The sequence below is a fragment of the Pseudacidovorax sp. NFM-22 genome (assembly GCF_021401245.1).
Classification (GTDB): Bacteria; Pseudomonadota; Gammaproteobacteria; order Burkholderiales; family Burkholderiaceae_C; genus Xenophilus.
In genome coordinates this window covers 41,804-62,576 of record NZ_JACBFY010000002.1, presented here as the reverse complement: position 1 = coordinate 62,576, position 20,773 = coordinate 41,804, and the positions used below count along the sequence as shown (strand labels likewise).

The 20,773-nt window shown below is 73.6% G+C and carries 19 protein-coding genes; 12 read left to right on the top strand and 7 right to left on the bottom strand.

Annotation, left to right across the window (positions count from 1 at the left end; all coding sequences use genetic code 11):
• The 7 genes from L0984_RS05975 to L0984_RS05945 form a co-directional block, all read right to left on the bottom strand.
• On the bottom strand, positions 1–849 hold the full coding sequence (locus L0984_RS05975) for an STAS domain-containing protein (protein WP_234192846.1): 849 nt from the start codon (positions 847–849) through the stop codon (positions 1–3).
• A 222-nt stretch (positions 850–1,071) separates the two neighbouring features.
• Positions 1,072–2,610 carry an HD domain-containing phosphohydrolase gene (locus tag L0984_RS05970; RefSeq protein ID WP_234192845.1) on the bottom strand — a complete coding sequence of 513 codons (1,539 nt, stop codon included), beginning with the start codon at positions 2,608–2,610 and terminating at the stop codon, positions 1,072–1,074.
• A complete protein-coding gene (locus L0984_RS05965; RefSeq protein WP_234192844.1) occupies positions 2,607–6,041 on the bottom strand; it encodes a PAS domain S-box protein in 3,435 nt (1,144 codons plus the stop codon). Before L0984_RS05965 ends, L0984_RS05970 begins: the two co-directional genes overlap by 4 nt.
• Positions 6,019–6,360 (bottom strand): STAS domain-containing protein, encoded by a 342-nt coding sequence (locus L0984_RS05960; protein WP_043115079.1) that lies wholly within the window; start codon positions 6,358–6,360, stop codon positions 6,019–6,021. The genes L0984_RS05965 and L0984_RS05960 overlap by 23 nt, the downstream gene beginning before the upstream one ends.
• Positions 6,318–6,656 (bottom strand): Hpt domain-containing protein, encoded by a 339-nt coding sequence (locus tag L0984_RS05955; protein ID WP_234192843.1) that lies wholly within the window; start codon positions 6,654–6,656, stop codon positions 6,318–6,320. Before L0984_RS05955 ends, L0984_RS05960 begins: the two co-directional genes overlap by 43 nt.
• Positions 6,640–7,119 (bottom strand): response regulator, encoded by a 480-nt coding sequence (locus L0984_RS05950; protein ID WP_234192842.1) that lies wholly within the window; start codon positions 7,117–7,119, stop codon positions 6,640–6,642. Before L0984_RS05950 ends, L0984_RS05955 begins: the two co-directional genes overlap by 17 nt.
• On the bottom strand, positions 7,116–8,579 hold the full coding sequence (locus L0984_RS05945) for a sensor histidine kinase (RefSeq protein WP_234192841.1): 1,464 nt from the start codon (positions 8,577–8,579) through the stop codon (positions 7,116–7,118). The genes L0984_RS05950 and L0984_RS05945 overlap by 4 nt, the downstream gene beginning before the upstream one ends.
• A gap of 343 nt (positions 8,580–8,922) precedes the next feature.
• On the opposite strand from L0984_RS05945, the gene L0984_RS29885 reads away from it, so the two are divergent.
• The 12 genes from L0984_RS29885 (at position 8,923) to L0984_RS05880 (ending at position 20,753) form a co-directional block, all read left to right on the top strand.
• Positions 8,923–10,602, top strand: a complete 1,680-nt coding sequence (locus L0984_RS29885) for a methyl-accepting chemotaxis protein (protein ID WP_305079907.1) — start codon at positions 8,923–8,925, stop codon at positions 10,600–10,602.
• A 21-nt stretch (positions 10,603–10,623) separates the two neighbouring features.
• Entirely contained in the window at positions 10,624–10,986 is a 363-nt protein-coding gene (locus L0984_RS05930) for a response regulator (protein ID WP_114802711.1), read from the top strand.
• The gene (locus L0984_RS05925; protein WP_234192840.1) at positions 10,983–11,471 is read left to right on the top strand and encodes a hypothetical protein; all 489 of its coding nucleotides are present in this window, start codon (positions 10,983–10,985) and stop codon (positions 11,469–11,471) included. The genes L0984_RS05930 and L0984_RS05925 overlap by 4 nt, the downstream gene beginning before the upstream one ends.
• Positions 11,468–11,881, top strand: a complete 414-nt coding sequence (locus tag L0984_RS05920) for a hypothetical protein (protein WP_234192839.1) — start codon at positions 11,468–11,470, stop codon at positions 11,879–11,881. The genes L0984_RS05925 and L0984_RS05920 overlap by 4 nt, the downstream gene beginning before the upstream one ends.
• A 15-nt stretch (positions 11,882–11,896) precedes the next feature.
• On the top strand, positions 11,897–13,603 hold the full coding sequence (locus L0984_RS05915; protein WP_234192838.1) for a methyl-accepting chemotaxis protein: 1,707 nt from the start codon (positions 11,897–11,899) through the stop codon (positions 13,601–13,603).
• A 20-nt stretch (positions 13,604–13,623) separates the two neighbouring features.
• Positions 13,624–13,992 (top strand): response regulator, encoded by a 369-nt coding sequence (locus L0984_RS05910; protein WP_234192837.1) that lies wholly within the window; start codon positions 13,624–13,626, stop codon positions 13,990–13,992.
• Positions 13,993–14,014: 22 nt separating this feature from the next.
• Positions 14,015–16,000 (top strand): chemotaxis protein CheA, encoded by a 1,986-nt coding sequence (locus tag L0984_RS05905; RefSeq protein ID WP_234192836.1) that lies wholly within the window; start codon positions 14,015–14,017, stop codon positions 15,998–16,000.
• Between the two features lie 8 nt (positions 16,001–16,008).
• On the top strand, positions 16,009–16,485 hold the full coding sequence (locus tag L0984_RS05900; RefSeq protein ID WP_017758060.1) for a chemotaxis protein CheW: 477 nt from the start codon (positions 16,009–16,011) through the stop codon (positions 16,483–16,485).
• Between the two features lie 17 nt (positions 16,486–16,502).
• On the top strand, positions 16,503–17,348 hold the full coding sequence (locus tag L0984_RS05895; RefSeq protein ID WP_234192835.1) for a CheR family methyltransferase: 846 nt from the start codon (positions 16,503–16,505) through the stop codon (positions 17,346–17,348).
• Positions 17,349–17,391: 43 nt separating this feature from the next.
• Positions 17,392–18,003, top strand: a complete 612-nt coding sequence (gene cheD / locus L0984_RS05890; protein WP_017758062.1) for a chemoreceptor glutamine deamidase CheD — start codon at positions 17,392–17,394, stop codon at positions 18,001–18,003.
• On the top strand, positions 18,003–19,130 hold the full coding sequence (gene cheB, locus L0984_RS05885) for a chemotaxis-specific protein-glutamate methyltransferase CheB (RefSeq protein WP_234192834.1): 1,128 nt from the start codon (positions 18,003–18,005) through the stop codon (positions 19,128–19,130). Before cheD ends, cheB begins: the two co-directional genes overlap by 1 nt.
• A 234-nt stretch (positions 19,131–19,364) precedes the next feature.
• Entirely contained in the window at positions 19,365–20,753 is a 1,389-nt protein-coding gene (locus tag L0984_RS05880) for a sensor histidine kinase (protein WP_234192833.1), read from the top strand.
• Positions 20,754–20,773: the final 20 nt, after the last annotated feature.

Genomic DNA, 20,773 nt, shown 5'->3' with positions numbered 1-20,773 from the left:
TCAGGCCTCGCGGCTGATGCGCCAGCCGTTGGTCTTGAGGGCCTGCGCCAGCGCGTCGGCCAGCGTGGCCTTGGTGACGATGCCCTGCAGGTCGATGCCCAGGTGCACGATGGTCTGCGCGATCTGCGGGCGGATGCCGCTGATGATGCAGTCGGCGCCCATCAGGCGGATGGCCGTGACGGTCTTGAGCAGGTGGCGGGCCACCAGCGTGTCCACCGTGGGCACGCCCGTGATGTCGATGATGGCCAGGGCCGAGCCGGTGTCCACCACCGTCTGCAGCAGCGTCTCCATGACGACCTGGGTGCGGTTGCTGTCCAGCGTGCCGATCATGGGCACGGCCAGCACGCCGTCCCACAGCTTGACCACGGGGGTGGAGAGTTCGAGCAGGTCCTCCTGCTGGCGGCGGATGACGTCCTCGCGCGACTGCTGGAAGGTGTCGGCCGTGTGCTGCGCCAGGCGGTCGATCAGGGCGGAGAGCGTCCACAGGGCGCTGCCCATGGCGGCCGGGTCCTGCGCGAAGACCTGCTGAAGGCGGCCGAAGAGGGGCTTCTTGAGCCCCAGCACGAAGACGCTGGTGGCGCCGGCCGAATCGCCCTTGGCGGCGCGGCTGGCCGACAGCTGCTCCAGCGTGCGCCGCAGCGCCTGCCAGGCGGGGCCCTGGAGCGACTGCGCATCGCCCCCGGCTTCGAGGGCGCTGCGCAGGCCGTCGGCGACGGCCGTGGCCTCGGCCTTGGCGCTGGCATGCAGGCCGCCCTGCGTGGTGGCCTGGAGCTCGCGCATCCATTCCTCGACCACGGCGGTGGCATCGTCTTTCAAGGCACGGACAAGGGCCGCGGTTTCCGGGTTCATGGGGGGCCCTCCGTTGGGATGCTCCCTTGTTGGGATGGGGATTCGGGAGCGCCAAAAAGTGTAGGAAAGGGTGACAGCCGCTGCTGTCAGCCGATGCCTCTTTTGCGCCCTTGGCCCACACGCGCAGCGCATGCCGTCCGTCATCGCCCGGCCCGCACCCGTGCCACGGGACGGACCTGCCCGGGCGGCAAGGCCGGTCCGGGATGCCGGCCGTCCGGGTCTTCAGGCGCCGGCCGGCAGGGCCGCGAAGTCCAGCGCCTGCGGGTCGGTCAGCGCGTCGAAGCCCAGGCCGCGCGCCATCACCTGCTCGCACACCCGTGCCATGCGCTCGCCATGGCGGATGAAGATCGACACCAGCGTGGGGTCGAAGGCCGCACCACTCTGCGCGTGCAGCAGGCGCAGCACCTCTTCGGGCTTCATGCGCGCGCGGTAGCGGCGCTCGCTCACCATCGCATCGAAGAAGTCGACCAGGGCCGTGATGCGCCCCGGCAGCGGAATGGCGTCGCCCCGCAGGCCGCGCGGGTAGCCGCCGCCGTCCCAGCGCTCGTGGTGGGTCAGGGCGATCTCGGCGGCCAGGCGCAGCAGCGGCAGGTCGGAGCCGCCGAGGATCTCGGCGCCCATGATGGTGTGGGCCTCCATCTGCCGGTGCTGGTCCGACGAGAAGTGCCCCGGGTGCTTGAGCAGCGCATCGGCCACGCCGATCTTGCCGACGTCGTGCATGGGCGCGGCCTGCCGCAGCAGCAGTGCGGCCTCGGGGCTGCAGCCGGCCGCCAGGGCCAGGGCCCAGGCCAGGAAGCCCACCCGCACCATGTGCGCGGCCGTCTCGCCATCGCGGAAGCGCGCGGCGCGGGCCAGGTGGTCCAGCACTTCGCGCGGCTCGGCGGGGCCGCCCTGGGCGAGCACACCCGGGCAGCAGTCGATGCCCGCGGCGGCCACGGTGTCCGCCCCCGCGCCTTCGTCGGCGCCCGGGGCCGGGCCTGGGCCTGCACAGGCGCTCGGCAGCGCGGCCGCCAGTTGGGCGACCGCGTCCATCTGCGTTTCGGCTTCCGTGCCCGCGCCGGCGTCCGCCTGCGCACCGTGCAGTTCGATCGCGTCCAGCCGGTAGCCCTGGCCGTACACGGGCGTGAGGCGCAGCGGCCCCTGGCCGTCCAGCCGCAGCTTGCGGCGCAGGCGGCTGATGTGGGTGTCCACCGTGCGGGTGGTCACGTCCGCCGTCTTGCCCCAGACGCGGTTGAGCAGGTGTTCGCGCGACAGCAGCACGCCCGGGTTCTGGAAGAGGTAGACGGCCAGGTCGAATTCCTTCTGCGTCAGGTCGACCGGCGTGCCGTCGACGGCGATGCGGTGCTGCACCAGGTCCACGCGGTAGCCGTTCAGCTCCAGCACCTGGGGGCCGCGCGTGCGGGCGCGGCGGCTCAGCGCGCTGATGCGGGCCAGCAGCTCCGCCGGGCGCGCGGGCTTGACGAGGTAGTCGTCGGCGCCGCTGTTCAGGCCCTCGACCACATGCGCCTCCTCGTCGCGCGAGGTCAGCACGATGGCCGGCGGCTGCACGCCCGGGCGGTTGCGCAGCCAGGTCAGCACGTCGCCGCCGGTGCCGTCGGGCAGCGTCCAGTCCAGCACCAGCAGGTCGTAGCGGCGCGAGCCCAGCTCGCGGATCAGCTCGCCGGTGCTGCCGAAGCTGGTCACCTGATGGCCGCCGTGGCTGAGCCACAGGGTGGCCAGGTCCCGCTGATCGGGGTCGTCTTCCAGGAGGGCGATGTTCATGCGGGCTGGGAGTGGGGTTGGGGACGGTCCTGGGATTGGACGGCCGAGGGGGCGGCCAGATCGTGACGGGACTGCAAACTCCCGCCAGGAGCGGCCTCGTCCAGCCAGCGGGTGAGCCGCACGGTGCTCACGCCGTCGTGGTGCAGGTAGTCGACCCGGTCGCAGGCCTTGTGGATGATGGTCAGGCCGAAGCCGCCCTCGGGGTAGTCGTCGAAGTTGGTGGGCAGCTCGTCCTCGGGCGGCACGTAGGGCTCGCCGATGTGGATCAGCGACACCTCCAGCGCGTCGGGCTGCCGTTGCACCAGGGCCTCCACCGGCGCCTGCGGCAGCCGCCCGCGCGTGTGGCGCACGATGTTGGTGAAGGCTTCCACCACCGCCACGGTGAACAGGCCGCTGGCCGGCGAAGTCTGGCCGGCCTCGGCCAGGCCGCGGTCCACCAGGGCACGCAGGGCGCCGATGGCCGCCGGCTCGGCGGGCAGTTCGAGGCGCTGCACGGGCTGCTGCGGGTCGAACACCCGCACGGTGGCCAGCGTCACGTCGTCGGTCAGCATGGTGCCGGCCAGCAGCTGCTGGCGCATGCGGTGCAGCATGGCGGCCGGCGTGGCATGGTGCCGGGCCAGCCGGCGGAAGGCGGCATGCACCTGCTGCACGCCCACGCGCTCGCCGTCGCCCAGGCGGGCGTCGCACAGGCCGTCGGAATGCAGCAGCAGGGCGTCGCCCGGGCCCACGGGCCGGCTTTCCTGCGTGAAGCGGGTGTCGGCCAGCACGCCCAGCGGCGGATGCTGGTTGCGCAGCAGCGCCACGGCGCCACCCGGGCCGATGTGCATCACCTCCTCGTGGCCGCAGCCGCACCAGGTGAGCAGGCCGCGCGCCAGGTCGATGCGCACGTAGGCCAGGGTGACGAAGGTCTCCAGCGCCTGCAGGTGCGGTGTCATGGCCGCGTGCACGGCGTTGAGGATGTCGGCCGGCTCGGGTGTGGCGTCGCGGGCGGCGGGCTGCATCATCAGCTCCACCAGCGAGCGGCTGAACTGCATCTTCACGGCCGCGCCCAGCAGCGCGGCATTGACGCCCTTGCCCATCACGTCGCCGGCGATCAGGTCCACGCAGCGCGGGCCCGGGCGCATCACCTCGAAGAAGTCGCCGTCGATGTCCTGCGAAGCATGGTTGAAGCTGCTCAGCCACAGGCCCGGCAGGTCCACGGCGGGCGCGGCCACCAGCAGCGAGGCCTGGATGCGGGCGCTGATCATCACCTCCAGCTGGCGCGCGGCGCGCAGGTCCTCGCGGTGCTGGCGCTGCTCCTCGATGTCCTCGACGATGCCGATGAGGTAGAGCACGCGGCCCCGGTCGTCGCGCGCGAGCGAGGCGGTCAGCCGCACCCACAGCGGCCGGCCGGAGGCACGCACCAGCCGGGCCTCCAGCCGCAGGCTGGTGCTGGCGCCGTCGAACAGCTGGGCGGTGCCCTGCATCACGGCGGGCGCGTCCAGCGGATGCAGCAGGCCCTGCAGCGGCAGGCCCAGCAGCGCGGCGGCATCGCGGCCCAGCAGGCGGCACAGCGTCTGGTTGACGCGCACCAGCTGCTGCTGCCGCTCGTCCAGCAGGAAGATGCCCACGGCCGCCTGCTCGAAGGTGGCGCGGGCGCGCACCTCGCTGTCGCGCAGGGCGCGCTCCACGCGGCGCTGCTCCGAGATGTCGCGCATGGTGGCGGTGAACAGCGTCTGCGCGCCGGCACGCACCGCCACCACCGTGGCCTCCACCGGGAAGTGCTGGCCGTTGGCGCGCAGCCCCATCACGTCGATGCGGCCGCCCCCATGCATGCCCACGCCGGCGCCGCGAAGGGCGTGCATCGCGCGCTGGCGCATGGCGCGCCGGGCCTCGCCGGGGGCCAGCAGGCGGTGGATGGGGCGGTGCAGCGCCTGCTCGCGCGGCAGGCCGAACATGCGTTCGGCAGCGGGGTTGAAGTCGACCACCTTGCCGCGGGCGTCGGCGGTGACGACGGCGTCGAGTGCGCTGTCGAGCACGGCCTGGTGCCGGGCCTGGGCGGTGCTCAGGGCCGCCTCGTTGGCGCGCTGGTCGGCGATGTCGGTGACGAAGCCCAGCACATGCATGGCCTCCTGGCCGGCGCGCGTCACGGGCAGGGCCACGCCGCGCAGCAGCATCCACTTCCAGCGGCCGTCGGCGCAGCGCACGCGGGCCTCGCAATGCAGGCTGGCGAGCTCCCGGCGCAGGTGGCGGGCGAGCCGGTCCGCCAGCGTGTGCCGGTCCTCGGGATGCAGCAGAGCCAGCCAGGCGGCGCTGTCGTAGCGGCATTCGGCCGGCGGCTCGCCGCGCATGGCGGCCCAGCGCTCGCTCAGGTCGACCCGGCCGTCGGGCAGCCGCCATTCCCACAGCGCGTCGCCCGACGCCGCCAGCGCGCGGCGCCAGCGCTGGGCGCGCTGCTCGCCCTGCGCATGCAGGCGGGCCAGGGTGGCGCGTGCCCTGTGCTGGCTCGCGATGCTGTGGCGCAGCGCACGCAGCGCCACCAGCACGATGGCCAGCGTGAACAGGGTCAGGCCGACGCCCGGGCGGATCTGGCGCAGCAGGTGCTGCAGCAGCGGCTGGCGCGGCTGGACGACCCGCACCTTCAGGGCCCGCTGCGGCAGCCATTGCTCGGCGGCCGGGTCGCCCGGGTCCACGGCGCCGGCCCGGGTGCCGGCCGGCCAGGGCGCGTTGGCGCTGGCCGACAGCACTTCGCCGGCGGGGCCGGCCAGCAGGGCCCAGCCGCCGCGCTCCTGGGCCAGCGCATCGGTCAGCCGGTCCAGGCTGTCGGCCTGCAGCAGGGCCACGGCCCAGCCGCGCTGGCCCGGCAGCACGCGCAGCACCGGCACGACGCCGGCCGGTGCCCGCTGCGCGAGCAGGGGCGGCAGGGCCGCCGCGGGCAGCCGCCGGCCGACGCACGGGTCGCAGGCCGACGCCGTGGCCGGCAGGCCCAGGCTGGCCAGCGGCAGCCGCAGCGGGGGGGCGCCGTCCTGCGCCAGGCGCGCGCCGTGCGCGTCGAGGGCGAGCACGGCCAGCAGCTCGTGGTCCCACGGAGGCCGCAGGCCTTCGCCGGCGGCCTCCGGCAAGGCGGGTGTGTCGGCCGTGCCGGCCGGCCAGGCGGCCGCCAGGGCCTGCGTGGCGGCTTCCGCCCGGTCCAGCCGGGCCTCCACCAGGCTGGCGAGCGCCGTGGCATGCAGCCGGGCGTGTTCCTGCGCTTCGTCGTGCAGGTTGTTCCAGCCCTGTGCCACCCGGGCGGCCATCGTCAGCAGCACCGCGACGGCCACCAGCAGGCCCACCCAGCGCAGCTGCTGCTCGCGCCGGCGCAGGGCGCGTTCCAGGGCGGCGTCGGGGCCGGCCTCGGCGCGCGCGTCCGGCGCTGGGTCCGGACCCGCCTCAGCCGAAGGAGGCGATGGCATCCTGCCGGTCCGGGAAGATCTGGAACACGCGGTTCATGCGCATCAGCGCCAGCAGCGCCTGCACCGTGGGCGTGAGGTTGCACAGCCGCAGGTCGCCGCGCCGGGCGTTGAGCTGCCGCAGGCAGGAGATCAGCGCGCCCAGGCCCGAGCTGTCGATGAACTTCACGCCCTGCAGGTCGAACACCACCCGCGTCGCCGTGGGGCCGACCAGGGCCTGCACGGTCTCCTTGAACTCGCGCACGTTGCTGGCGTCGAGGTTGGCCTCGCGCAGGGCGATCACGACGATGTCGTGTCCGGCGTGGTGGCTGCTGATTTCCATGGTGGCGTGTCTCCGTCGCGGGCGGGGGCGATCAGGCCGTCGAGGGCGGCCTCCAGTGCATCGAGGGCCTGGCGGATGCCGGCCGGGTCGGTCTGCCCTTCGGCATGGCGCGCCAGCTCGCCCAGCGCGGCGAAGCCGTAGCTGCCGGCGGCACCGGCCAGGCGGTGCAGCGCCTGCTGGCGGCCCTGGGCATCGGCAGCCTCCAGGATGGCCGCCCGGCGCTGGGGCAGGCCGTCGAGGAAGCGGCGGCGCAGCGCCGCGTAGGCGGGCCCGCCGCGGTCAGCCCCGGGGCCCACGGCCGTGCTCCCAGTACATGCGGATGTCCTGCGGCAGGCGCACGGGGTCGAAGGGCTTGACGATCACGCCGGTGGCGCCGTGGCGCAGCAGCTCCTCCAGCTGTTCGGGCATCGCCTTGGCCGTGAGGAAGACCACCGGCACGCCTTCCATGCCGGGCAGCTGCCGCAGCTGCTGCAGGGTCTGCGGGCCGGACAGCTGCGGCATCATGACGTCCAGCAGCACCAGGTCGGGCCGGAAGCGGGGGGCCGCCTGCAGCGCCTCGGCGCCGCTGCCCACCGCGCAGACCTCGTAGCCGCCGATCTGACTGAGGCTGAAGTCGAGGATGTAGCGGATGTCGTCGTCGTCCTCCACGCACATCACGCGCCGCAGCGCGTCGTCGCCGTCGAGGGGGGCGTCGATCCGAACGCCGTCGGCTTCGCCTGCGGTGCAGGCACTCTTCGGAACAGCCGGGTGAATGCTCATGGCATCGCCCTCGCGCGGACCGGCTGCGGGACCGGTTCGGCCGGGAACCAGACGTCGAAGGTGGAGCCGACCTCGCCGGCGCCGGGCGCGTAGCCGATGCGCCCGCCCATGCGCTGCACCAGCAGCCGCGCCAGGTGCAGGCCCAGGCCGGTGCCGCCCGGCCCGCGCTGGTCGCCGCCCTCGGCCTGGGCGAACTTCTCGAACAGGTGCGAGCGGAACGCCGCCGGCACGCCCCGGCCCTGGTCGGTGACGGCGATGCGCTGGCCGTCGCCGGTGTCGCTGAGCTCGATGAGCACCGTCTGGCCGGGCGCCGAATGCTTGATGGCGTTGGAGATCAGGTTGGCCAGCACCTGCAGCAGGCGGTCGGCATCCACGCTGGCGCCGCGGCCGGTAACCGGCGTGGTGGCCGGGCAGCGCAGCCGCAGCTGCACGCCGGCACGCGCCGCATAGGCCTGCGCGGCGCTCACGGCCTCGCCGGCCAGCGGGGCCAGCGCCTGCGACTGGCAATGCAGGGTCATGCGGTCGCCTTCGAGCTTGGCCAAGTCCAGCACGTCGTCGATCAGCTTGCCCAGGCGCTCGCCGTTGCGCTGCGCGGCGGCCACCAGGGGCTGTGCGGTCGGCGGCAGCCGGCCGGCCACGCCCGAGGCCAGCAGGCCGACGGCGCCGAGGATGGAGGTCAGCGGCGTGCGCAGCTCGTGGCTGACGCTGGCCAGGAATTCGTCGCGCATGCGCTCGTTGCGCAGCGCCTCGGTCAGGTCGCGCAGGACCCAGGTGGTGCGCACGGCGCCGGCCTCGCACCAGCGGCTGGCGCTGGCCTGGGCCCAGAAGCCGTCGCCGTCGGCCGTGCGCAGCCACAGGCGCTCGCCGGTGGCGAGCTGGCCGGGCGCCGCGCCGATGACGGCCTCCAGCGGCTGGCCGGCCAGGCTGCGCGCGCCGGCCGCGCCGAAGTAGCGCAGCGCGGCGCGGTTGGCGTCGACCACCATCGCCTGCGCGTCCACGGTGACCACGGCGTCGGCGATGTTGTCCTGGATGCCGCGCTGGCGCTGCAGCTGGCGCCGCCAGTCGGCCAGCAGGGCCGAGCGCTGCGCCTGGCGCGCCAGCCGGGCCTCCAGCAGGGCGTCGCTCAGCCCGAGATGCAGGCAGTCGTCCATGCCGGCCGCGAAGGCCTCGATGGCGCGCGCCTCGTCCGGCGCCTCCAGCAGCGACACGATGGGCAGCCACGGGTCCCCGGCACGCAGGCGGGCACAGGCCCGTTCGGGCTCCCACTCGCCCGGGCCCGGCAGCCACAGCAGCACGTCCGTGGGAACGCCCGAGCCCAGCCAGGCGACGGCCTCGCCCACGCCGGCTACGGGGCGCACGCGGTGGCCGGTGCGCCCGAGCCAGGCGCACAGGGCGGCGCGCGCGGCCCCGTCGGCGCCGACGACGAGGACGTGAAAGGTCGGGGAAGGGTTGGAAGGCATGGAGAAAGGTGTCCGGCTTGTCTCGTGGTTGTGCCGCTGTGCGTGACCGGCAGGTGACACAGGGTCAGGCAAAAGGTAACAAGCCGTTCTGTCCTGAATCTGAACATCCCACCGCGGCGCAGGGGCTCCGCGGGCGCACACCGGTCGCGGCGATGGGCGTTCTTCCCATGCTGCGAGCCCATTTGGGACGTGGAATTGACGCAAATCAAGAAAAGGCAGCCTGCCTTTTCCAGTCGGCAAAAGACACAGAGAAGAAACGATTTGTCACGTATTGTTAGCTCCAATCTGTTTCCACGACCTGTCCGGATCTTCCCGGGCAGCGCCGGACAGCCAAGGAACAGCGATGCGGATCAACCTGCCCATCACCACCCAGGAGCGCCAGTTGCCGGCCAACGGCTTCATGGTTTCGCGCACCGACCTCAAGGGCCGCATCACCTACGTGAACGGCACCTTCGTGGACATCAGCGGCTTCGCCGAATCGGAGCTGCTGGGCCGGGCGCACAACATCATTCGCCACCCCGACATGCCGCCGGAGGTCTTCGCCGACATGTGGGCCACGCTGGCGCAGGGCCTGCCGTGGACCGGCATCGTCAAGAACCGCTGCAAGAACGGCGACTTCTACTGGGTGCGGGCCAACGCCAGCCCCATCTGCGCCGATGGCCGCATCGAGGGCTACATGTCGGTGCGCAACAGGCCCTCGCCCGAGGATGTGCGCGCGGCCGAGCAGCTCTACGAGCGCCTGCGCAAGGGCGGCAGCCGGCTGCGCGTGCGCCAGGGCGAGCCGGTCGGCCCGGTCTGGGCCGATCCCATGGCCGCACTGCGCCGCCTGCCGCTGCGCCGGCGCATGGCCTGGGCCACCGGCACGCTGGCCGTGGCCAGCGCCGCGGTGGGTGCGTGGCTGGCCTGGAGCGGCGTGGCCGGGTCGGCGACCGGCCTGCTCGCCGGCCTGTCCGCCGCCTCGGCCCTGGCTTGGACGGTGCTGGGCCTGATGCTGGAGCGCACCGTGCTCGGCCCGCTGGATGCCGCGGTGCGCACCGCCCGCGCCATCGCCAGCGCCGATCCGCGCCGCTTCGTGCTGCGCCGCGGCGACGAGACGCGGGCGCTGGTCAGCGCCCTCAACCAGATGAGCGCCAACTTCGTCGCCGTGATCGCGGACGTGGGCAGCGGCGTGGCGGGCGTGAGCACCGCCTCGACCGAGATCGCGCAGGGCAACCTGAACCTGTCCTCGCGCACCGAGGAGCAGGCCAGTGCGCTGGAGGAGGCGGCCGCGTCGATGGAGGAGCTCACCAGCACCGTGGGCCAGAACGCCGAGAACGCGCGCCAGGCCAACGAGCTGGCGGTCTCCGCCTCGCAGGTGGCGGCCCGGGGCGGCGGCGTGGTGGCGCAGGTGGTGCAGACCATGGCCTCGATCCACGGCTCGTCCAAGCGGGTGGTGGAGATCATCGACGTGATCGACGGCATCGCCTTCCAGACCAACATCCTGGCCCTCAACGCCGCGGTGGAGGCCGCCCGGGCCGGCGAGCAGGGCCGCGGCTTCGCGGTGGTGGCGGCCGAGGTGCGCCAGCTGGCGCAGCGCTCGGCCCAGGCCGCGCGCGAGATCAAGGCGCTGATCGACGACGCCGTGGCCAAGGTGGACGCCGGCACGCGCCTGGTGGGCGAGGCCGGCAGCACCATGGGCGAGGTGGTCGACAGCGTCAGGCGCGTCACCGACTTCATCGGCGAGATCGCCGCGGCCAGCGCCGAGCAGACGGCCGGCATCCAGCAGATCAACCAGACCGTCATCCAGCTCGACCAGGTGACGCAGCAGAACGCCGCGCTGGTGGAGGAGGTGGCCGCCGCCTCTGCCGCGCTGGAGGAGAAGGCCCAGCACCTGGGCCAGGCGGTGAGCGTGTTCCGCGGCGCCGGTGCGGGCGGCCGGACGGCCCCCGCGGCCCAGGCCAGCGCCTTCGACGACGCCGGCGAGGAGGGCGCCGGCGCCTTCGCCGACGACCTGCCCCCGGCCTCCCGCCTGGCCCATGCCTGAGGCCTCATCCAAGGAGTCGCCATGAAGATCCTGATCGCCGACGACAGCCGCGCCATGCGGCAGGTCATCGCCCACATGCTGCGCGAGGCCGGCTTCCGCGGCCACCACATCGTCGAGGCCGCCGACGGCCAGCAGGCGCTGGCGGCCGCCCATGCCGAGTCGCCCGAACTGATCATCTCGGACTGGAACATGCCCGCGATGACCGGCATCGAGCTGCTCCAGGCCCTGCGCGCCGAGGCGTCGACGACGCCCTTCGGCTTCGTCACCACCGAGGTCAGCGCCGAGATGCAGCAGCAGGCCTTCGATGCCGGGGCGGCCTTCCTCATCGGCAAGCCCTTCAGCGCCGAGGACTTCCGCGTGGCGCTGGTGGACCTGCTCGAATGACGGCGGCCGCCATGATGCTGTCCCTGCCCACGGCGGCCCAGGTGGAGCGCTCGCTCGGCCTGCTGCTGCGGCGCGCCGTGGAGGCGTCGATGCAGCCGGCCGCCACCCGCTGCCGTTTCGCGGCCGCCGGTAGCTACCACGGCGGCGACCGCACGCCGCTGGCCTGGCTGGCGGCCGACCTGCCGCTGGCCGCGCACCTGGCGGCCGCGCTCTCGCTGGTGCCGGCCGACGCCGCCGACGACCGGGTGCGCGCCGGCGCCCTGGACGACACGCTGCGCGAGAACTTCGCCGAGGTGCTCAACGTGGGGGCACGGCTGATCGTGCGCGACGACGCCGGCCGGCTGACCCTGCTGCAGACCGCCTTCGGCGAGCCCGCCGTCGCCGCCCTGCTGCCGCCCGCCACCGCGCGTCTGCGCCGGGCCGTGTTCAAGGTCGAGGTGGACGGCTACGCCGAGGGGCTGCTGGGCCTGTGGGGCGCCGCATGAACGCGCCCCTGCCCGTCGACAGCTGCAGCCTGGCAGCGCAACTCGAGGCGGGCGCCCAGGAGCTGGCGCTGGCCGGCGCCATGCTGGCGCAGGCCATGGGCGACCTGCGCGCCGGCTTCGTGCAGGTGGCCGGCGCGCACGCCGATTCGGACGTCGCGGTCCGCACGGCCCTGCGGCAGGTGATGGTGGCCCTGCAGGCCGAAGACACGCTGGGCCAGCTGCTGCAGGCCGCCCAGCGCCGGCAGTCGCAGCTGGCCGGTGCCCTGCGCCATGCCGCCGCCGACACCGGCTCGGCCGACGCGGCCCGGCGATCGCCGGCCTGGCCGCCCGCGGCCGCCTGGGGCGATGCGCATGGCACCGCCTGCCCGAAGCCTGGCGCCCCCGGCGCGGGCACCCATGAATTCTTCTGACCCGAAAGCGTCCTCATGCGCCTGAACAACTTCAAGACCGGCAGCCGGCTCGCGGCCGCCTTCCTCCTCGTGCTGATCGTCACCGGCCTGGTGGCGGCCCTGGGCGTCTCGCGGCTGCGGATGCTGCGCGAGGCGCTGGACTACCAGGCGAACGTGATCCACGACCGCGAGGTGCTGGCCCAGCAGTGGGCGGCCGACATCCGGCTGAACATGGTGCGGTCGCTGGCCCTGCTGCACAGCCGCGACGGGGCCTATGTGCAGGCCCTCTCGCGCGAGACCCAGGCCACCTCGCAGCGCATCGGCGAGATGGCCAAGAGCGTCGCCGACTCGGCCGTCGACGACGAGGGCCGCCAGCACATCGCCCGCGTGGTGGCCGACCGCGCGGCCTACACCCGGCTGCGCGAGGAACTCTTCGCCGCCCAGTCGGCCGGCCGCGCCATGACGGCCGAGCAGGAACAGGCGCTGGTGGCGTATGCCGACACCTACCTGGCCGCCCTGGAGCGCGTGAGCGAGGACATCCGGGCCGACGGCAGCCGCCATCGCCAGCACACGATCGACACGCTGCGCAGCAGCGAATGGATGATCCTGGTCGGCGGCCTGGCGGCGGTGCTGCTGGGCGGGTTGTGCTCGGTGCTGGTCACGCGTTCGATCACCCGGCCCATCGCCGGCGCCTCCGGCGTGGCCGAATCGGTGGCGGCGGGCGACCTGACGGTGCGCGTGCATGCCGAGGGCCGCGACGAGACGGCCCGCCTGCTGCACAGCCTGGAGGCCATGCGCGGCAAGCTGGCTGCGGTGGTCAGCGAGGTGCGCCGCAATGCCGACGGCCTGGCCTCGGCCAGCCGCGAGATCGCCGCGGGCAGCAGCGACCTGTCGGCCCGCACCGAGCAGCAGGCCTCGGCGCTGGAGGAGACGGCCGCCTCGATGGAGCAGCTCAACACCACCGTGCGCCACAACTCCGAGCATGCGCAGAAGGCCAGCGAGCTGGCCACGCGCGCCTCGCAGGTGGCGGCCGAGGGCGGCGCCGTGGTGGCGCAGGTGGTGGAGACCATGCGCGGCATCGCCGACAGCGCCGGCCGCATCTCCGAGATCATTGGCGTGATCGACGGCATCGCCTTCCAGACCAACATCCTGGCGCTCAATGCCGCCGTGGAGGCCGCGCGCGCGGGCGAGCAGGGCCGCGGCTTCGCGGTGGTGGCCAGCGAGGTGCGGGCGCTCGCGCAGCGCAGTGCCGAGGCCGCCAAGGAGATCAAGTCGCTCATCACCGCCAGCGTGGAGACCGTGGCCCACGGCTCGGACCTGGCCGACCAGGCCGGCAGCACCATGGAGCAGGTGGTGGGCGCGATCCGCGGCGTGGCCCAGGTGGCCGGCGAGATCAGCGCCGCCAGCCGCGAGCAGAGCCTGGGCGTGGCCCAGGTGGGCCAGGCGGTGGTGCAGATGGACCAGGCCACGCAGCAGAACGCCGCGGTGGTGGAGGAGCTGTCGGCCGCCGCCGCCGTGCTCAAGGAGCAGGCCGAGCACCTGGTGCGCAGCGTGGCGGTCTTCCGCCTGGGTGCCGATGCCACGGTGGCCGCGGCGCCGCCCGCGCGCAAGCCCCGCGGCGCGACGGCCGCCGTGACCGCCACCGGCCCGGCCGGGCGCGCCAGGCCGGCACCGCGGCGCCTGTCGGCCCCCGCGCCCGTGCTGGCCGGTGCCGGGGCCGAAGCGGGCTGGGAATCCTTCTGACGCGCGGGGAGGAGCAAGCCATGAACAAGACCGTCATGACCGTGGACGATTCCCCCTCGATCCGCCAGATGGTGGCGATGACGCTGCGCATGGGCGGCTACGCCGTGGTCGAGGCCGCCGACGGGGCCGAGGCGCTGGACAAGCTGGCCGGCGGCGTGCACGTGGACGCCATCGTCACCGATCAGAACATGCCGCATGTGGACGGCCTGACCTTCACCCGTCGCCTGCGTGGCCAGGTGCAGCATGCGCGCACGCCCATCCTGATGCTGACCACCGAGTCCAGCGCCGAGATGAAGGCGGCCGGCCGCGCGGCGGGCCTGACGGGCTGGATGGTCAAGCCCTTCGACCCGAAGACGCTGATCGCGGTGATCGGCAAGGTGCTGGCGTGAGCGGCACTGCAGGAGCGCGGTCATGAAAGTGGACCTCAGCGAATTCGTCGGCATCTTCGTGGAGGAGGCCCGCGAGCACCTGGACGCGATGGAGTCGCTGCTGCTCGCCCTCAGCCCCAACCGGGTGGATGGCGAGATGCTGAACGCGCTGTTCCGGGCGGCGCATTCCATCAAGGGCGGGGCCGCCACCTTCGGCCTCGACGAGGTCGCCGGCCTCGCGCATGTGGCGGAGTCGCTGCTGGACCGGCTGCGCGACCAGCGGCTGGCGCTCAGCGCCGACATCGTCGATGCGCTGCTGGTGGCGACCGACGTGATGCGGGCGCAGATCGGCGCCTTCGAGGGCCAAGCCGCGGTGCCTGCGCCCCAGGTGGAGGCGGCGCGGGCCCAACTGTCGGCGCTGGCCGGTCCGGTGGCGGTGCCCGCTCCAGCGGCCTGGCCGGCCCCCGTGGCCGAGGCACCGCTGGCGACGCCGCCGTCCGCCGCGCTGCCCGCGCCTGTGGTTGGCGCCGGCGAAGCGGACGAAGCCGCCGGGCCCCTGGCCGGCGAGGGCGTGGCCTTCGGCTTCTTCGACGACGTGCCCGAGCCATTGGCCGAGGCCGAGCCGGTGCCGGGTTCAGGTGCAGGGGCTGGTGCTGGTGCTGGTGCTGGTGCTGGTGCTGGTGCTGGTGCTGGTGCGGTTGCCGACGTCTGTGCCGTGCCGCCGGCGTCGCCCGCCGTGGCCGCGTCCGCCGGCCTGCCTGCGCCGTCGACCGGGGCGGGCGCGGCGCATGCGGGCCACGAATCCAGCTCCATCCGCGTGAGCGTCGACAAGGTCGACCAGATCATCAACCTGGTGGGCGAGCTGGTGATCATCCAGTCCATGCTGGCCCAGCATGCGCTGGGCGACACGCCGCAGCAGGTCGAGCGGCTGCGCAGCGGCCTGGACCTGCTGGACCGCAACACCCGCGGCCTGCAGGAGGCCGCCATGGCCATCCGCATGATGCCGATCTCGGCCGTGTTCAGCCGCTTCCCGCGCCTGGCACGCGACCTGGCGCAGCGCCTGGGCAAGGAGGTGGAGATTCGCCTCGAAGGCGAGGGCACCGAGCTGGACAAGGGCCTGATCGAGCGCATCGTCGACCCGCTCACGCACCTGGTGCGCAACAGCCTGGACCATGGTCTGGAACTGCCCGCCGAGCGCGTGGCGTCCGGCAAGCCCGCCGCGGGCGCGATCACGCTGAGCGCCCGCCACGAAGGCGGCAGCATCGTCATCGAGGTGGCCGACGACGGCCGCGGGCTGGACCGCGAGCGCATCCTGGCCAAGGCGCGCGAGCGCGGCATGGCCGTGCCCGAGCAGCCCACCGACGCGCAGGTGTGGGCGCTGATCTTCGAGGCCGGCTTCTCCACCGCGGCCGCGGTCACCGACGTCTCGGGCCGTGGCGTGGGCATGGACGTGGTCCGCCGCAACATCCAGGCCCTGGGCGGCCGGGTGGACATCCACAGCGAGAAGGGCCGCGGCACGCGCATCGCGGTACGGCTGCCGCTCACGCTGGCCATCCTCGACGGCCTGTCGGTGGCCTGCGGCGGCGAGGTCTTCATCGTGCCGCTGGCCTTCATCGTCGAATCGCTGCGGGCCGAGGGCGACGCCGTGCGCAGCGTGGCAGGCGCGGGCCGCGTGCTGCGCATCCGTGGGCGCTACCTGCCGGTGGTGGCGTTGCACGAGGTGCTGGGCCTGCCAGGCGGCACGCCGCCCGGCGCGGACGGCATCTTCATCGTGCTGGAGACCGAGGGCCAGCGCATCGCGCTCTTCGTGGACGCGCTGCTGGGCCAGCACCAGGTCGTCATCAAGAGCCTGGAGGCCAACTACCGCAAGGTGGCGGGCATCTCGGGCGCCACCATCATGGGCGACGGCCGTGTCGCGCTGATCCTCGATGCGGCGGGACTGGGCCGGCAGGCGGCCTCGTCCGTCCGCCTGCCGTCGCCGCTGGAGAGCGCGGACGCTTTCCTTTCCACCGAACCCCTTCCTGCCTGAGGCCCCTCATGCGCGCTGCCGAACCCGCCATTCCCGCCGCCGAACTCGCCGCCCAGATGGCGCAGACCGGCATCCTCACCTTCCGGCTCGACACCGAGCACTACGGCATCGACATCCTCAAGGTGCAGGAGATCCGCAGCTACGAGCCGGTCACCCGCATCCCGCAGGCCGATCCGGCGGTGCGCGGCGTGATCAATCTGCGCGGCGCCATCGTGCCCATCGTGGACCTGCGGCTGCGCTTCGGCCTGCCGCAGGCCGACTGCGACCGCTTCACCGCCGTCATCATCGTCAACGTCGGGGCCAAGGTCATCGGCATGGTGGTGGACGGCGTCTCGGAGGTGGTCACGCTCGCGGCCGAGCAGGTGCAGCCCCGGCCCGATATGGCCGCGGTCGACCTGTCGTGCATCACCGGCCTGGCCACGCTGCAGGACCGCATGGTCATGCTGCTGGACCTGGAGGCGCTGCTGGCCCACGTGGCGCAGTGAGCAATTCCGCCGCCGCCATGCCTGCGCCGACCGTCTCCGCGCGCGAGTTCGACTACGGCCCGGCCGACTTCGAGCGCGTGCGCCGCCTGATCCACGCCCGTGCCGGCATCGCCCTGGCCGAGAGCAAGGAGGCGATGGTCTACAGCCGGCTGTCGCGGCGGCTGCGCAGCTGCGGCATCGGGCGCTTTCGCGACTACCTGGACGCGCTGGAAGGCGATGCCGCCCAGCCCGAGTGGGAGCAGTTCGTCAACGCGCTGACCACCAACCTCACGGCCTTCTTCCGCGAGCCGCACCACTTTCCGGTGCTGATGCGCCACCTGCGCGGCCTGCGGCGGCAGCGGGCGCTGCGCGTGTGGAGCTGCGCCGCCTCCACCGGCGAGGAGCCGTATTCCATCGCCATGGCCGCCGCGCAGGAGTGGGCCAGCCCCAGTCCGCCGCTGGAGATCCTGGCGACCGACCTGGACACCCGCGTGCTGGCGACGGCCGAGGCCGGCGTCTACGACCAGGAGCGGGTGGAGCGCCTGCCGCCCGAGCAGCTGCAGCGTCACTTCCTGCGCGGCACCGGCGCCAACGCGGGCCGGGTGCGCGTGCGGCCCGAGCTGCGGGCCCTGCTGGCCTTCCGGCCGCTGAACCTGCTGGCGCCCGACTGGCCTGCGCTGGCGCCCTTCGACGCCATCTTCTGCCGCAACGTCATGATCTATTTCGACAAGCCCACGCAATACCAGGTGCTGCGCAAGCTCGCCCGCCTGCTGGAGCCCGACGGGCTGCTCTTCGTCGGCCATTCGGAAAGCCTGCTGTTCGCCTCGGACCTGTTCCGGCTGCGGGCCCAGACCGTGTACGAGCGCGTGAAGGCAGGCCCATGAGACGCACAGCCGCCCGACACGCCGCCCGCAACGGAGCCCGCCCATGAGCCTGGACCTGCATCCGGCCGGCAGCGGCACGCTGCACTACGAGACCGTCTTCGGTCGCCGCGGCGTGCGCGTGCTGCCCGGCGAGTTCCATGCCACCGCCGAGGACCTGGTGCTCGTGACCGTGCTCGGCTCCTGCGTCGCGGCCTGCATCCGCGATGCCGAACGCGGCGTGGGCGGCATGAACCACTTCATGCTGCCCGACGCCGGCCCCGCCACCGGCCCGGCCGATTCGGCCCCGGCGCGCTACGGCAGCTATGCCATGGAGGTGCTGATCAACCAGCTGGTGAAGCTGGGCGCCCGCCGGAACCGGCTGGAGGCCAAGGTGTTCGGCGGCGCCAACGTGATCCCCGGCATGAACCAGGTCAACATCGGCCACCGCAACGCCCGCTTCGTGCTCGACTTCCTGGCCACCGAACGCATCCCGGTGCGGGCGCAGGACCTGGCCGACACCTGCCCGCGCAAGGTGGCGTACTTTCCCCGCACGGGCGAAGCCCGCGTCAAGCGGCTCAACGAGGCGCTGCCGGCCAGCGTGGCCTGCCGCGAGCAGTCCTACCAGGCCAGCCTGGCCCGCACGCCGGTGGCCGGTGCCATCGAGCTCTTCGACTGATGCCGGACGAGCGCCTGCGCATCCTGGTGGTGGACGATTCGGCGCTGGTGCGCCAGGTGCTGTGCGCCATCATCGATGCGCAGCCCGACATGCAGGCCGTGGGCACCGCCGGCGACGCCGCCGCGGCCCGGTCGCGCATCGCGGCGCTGGCGCCTGACGCGCTGACGCTGGACATCCAGCTGCCGGGCATGAACGGGCTGGACTTCCTGCGCGAGCTGGCCGGCGGGCCGCCGCTGCCGGTGCTGATCGTGGCCACGCCCACCGAGGCCGAGGTGCAGGTCGCGCGGCAGGCCCGCGCGCTGGGCGCCTGCGGCGTGCTGCCCAAGCCGCGCCTGGGCGTGGCGCAGGGCCTGCGCGACGACGGCGATGCCATCTGCCAGGCCTTGCGCCAGGCGGTGCAGGAGGCGCGGGCCGCGCGCGCGGCCGAGACGGCCCGTGCGCGGCCGGCAGCGGCCACCGCCCGCGCCGACGACGGCCCGGCGGCCGGCGCCGATCGTGGGCCCGGCCCGGCGGCACCGCCCGGGCGCCGGGCGTGGCGGGGCGAGCGGGTGATAGTCGCCGGCGCCTCGACCGGCGGCACCGAGGCCTTGCTGCAGTTCCTGGCCCAGCTGCCGCCGCACTGTCCGCCCGTCCTGGTGGTGCAGCACATGCCGGCCGGTTTCACCCGCAGCTTCGCCGACCGGCTGGACCGCCACCTGCCGCTGCGCGTCGCCGAGGCCCGCGACGGCGAGCCGCTGCGTGCCGGGCAGGCGCTCATCGCGCCGGGCAGCCACCATCTGGCCGTCCGGCGCGGAGAGCAGGGCCGGCTGGAGGCGGCGCTGCTGGCGACGCCGCCGGTCAACCGGCACCGGCCGTCGGTCGACGTGCTCTTCGACAGCGCCGCCCGGCTGCTGGGCCGGCGCGCCTGCGGGGTGCTGATGACCGGCATGGGCCGCGACGGCGCCGCCGGCCTGCTGGCGCTGCGCTGCGCCGGCGCCCTGACCTATGCGCAGGACGAGGCCAGCTGCGTCGTCTTCGGCATGCCCCGCGAGGCCATCGCGCTGGGTGCGGCAGGCCGGGTGCTGCCCCTGGCGCAACTGGGCGAGGCGCTGATGCAGGACCTCGGCGATGCCGGTGCGGCGGCGTAGGGATGCGCCGGGGCCGCCGCGGCGTCCGGCGGGTCCCTGGGGCGGTGCTACATTAGCGCCCGCGCCGCGCGACCCCCGCGAGGCGATGCGGGAGGTGCCGACCGGCCGGGCGAAGCCGGTTCCGGCGGTGCCTTCGAGGCCCCTCATGGGGCTTTTTTCTTTCTGGGCCAACAGCAGCGCATGGATGCTCCGGTGACGTCGTTCGGCGGATGGCGCCATTCCTCGCTCGTGGGAATGACGCCTTCACCCGTTTCCGGCGATGAGGCGGACCGCTGGGTCCGCGGCGAACTGGTGCGCTCGCTCATGCGGGCCGCCCGGGGCAACTACATCCTGGCGGCGGTGCTCACGCCCGTCATCGTGGCCCTGAGCTGGCGCGACCTGCCCTGGTGGGTCGCCTCGCTCTGGGTCTTCCTGGTGGTCTGCGTCTCGCTCGCGCGGGTGCGCTTCGAGCACCTCTACCGGCTGCGCTACGAAGGCCGCGACGCCGATGCGCAGGAGCATTTCGTCCACCGGTACCGGCATCTCTGGGGCGCCAGCGGCGTGGTCTGGGGCATGTCGGCGTACCTGTTCTTCGAGCGCACACCGCTGGTCAACCAGTTCATCTGCTGGTTCATCGTGGCGGGCGCCGCCACCTTCCCCGTGGTCAGCATCGCGCTGCATCCGCCGGTGCTGCGGCGCTACATGGCCTCGCTGTTCATCACCATGCTGCTGTGCATGGGCATCCGGGTGGCGGAGGTGGGCATCGAGGGCCTGCAGTTCGGGCTGCCCTTCGTGCTGCTGCCGGCGCTGCACTGGTGGCTGCTGCTGCACGCGGGTCGGCGCATCTACGAGACGGCGCGCAACAGCTTCGAGCTGCTCTTCCACAACAAGATCCTGATCGCCTCGCTCACCCAGCAGCGGCAGGCGGCCGTCTCGGCGGTGGCGATGAAGAACCGCTTCCTGGCCAGCGCGGCGCACGACATGCGCCAGCCGGTGCTGGCGCTGTCGCTGTACGCCGACTGGCTGCGCAACGAGCCGGAGCTGGTGCACGAGATCGCGCCCAAGATCTCGGGCGCCACGCAGGCGGTGAACGTGCTGTTCGACTCGCTGTTCGACCTGGCGCGCATCGATTCGGGCCAGGTGCGGCTGCACATCGAGCGGGTGGACGTGGTGCAGCTGCTGCGCGACCTGGAGCTGCAGTACCGCCCGGTGGCCGAGGCCAAGGGCCTGCGCTTCCGGGTGCACATGGTCCCCGGCACGGTGCTGACCGACCCGGTGCGGGTGCGGCGCATGCTGGGCAACCTGCTGTCCAACGCCATCAAGTACACGCACGAGGGCGGCATCCTGCTGGCGGCGCGCCAGACCCGCGAGGGGCTGCGGGTGGAGGTGTGGGACACCGGCATCGGCATCCCGCGCGAGCACCTGCGCGACGTCTTCCTGGAGTTCTACAAGGTGGCCGACCACGACGCCGGCACCTCCGACGGCTTTGGCCTCGGCCTGGCCATCGTGGCCCGCCTGTCGCACGCCCTGGGCCATGCGGTGAGCGTGCGCTCCCGCGTCGGTCGCGGCAGCGTCTTCCGCGTGATGCTCACCGACGCCGACGAGGCCCAGGCCCAGGCCCGCATGTCGGACGCCGTGGGCTGACCTACGGAACCGGCTTCGCC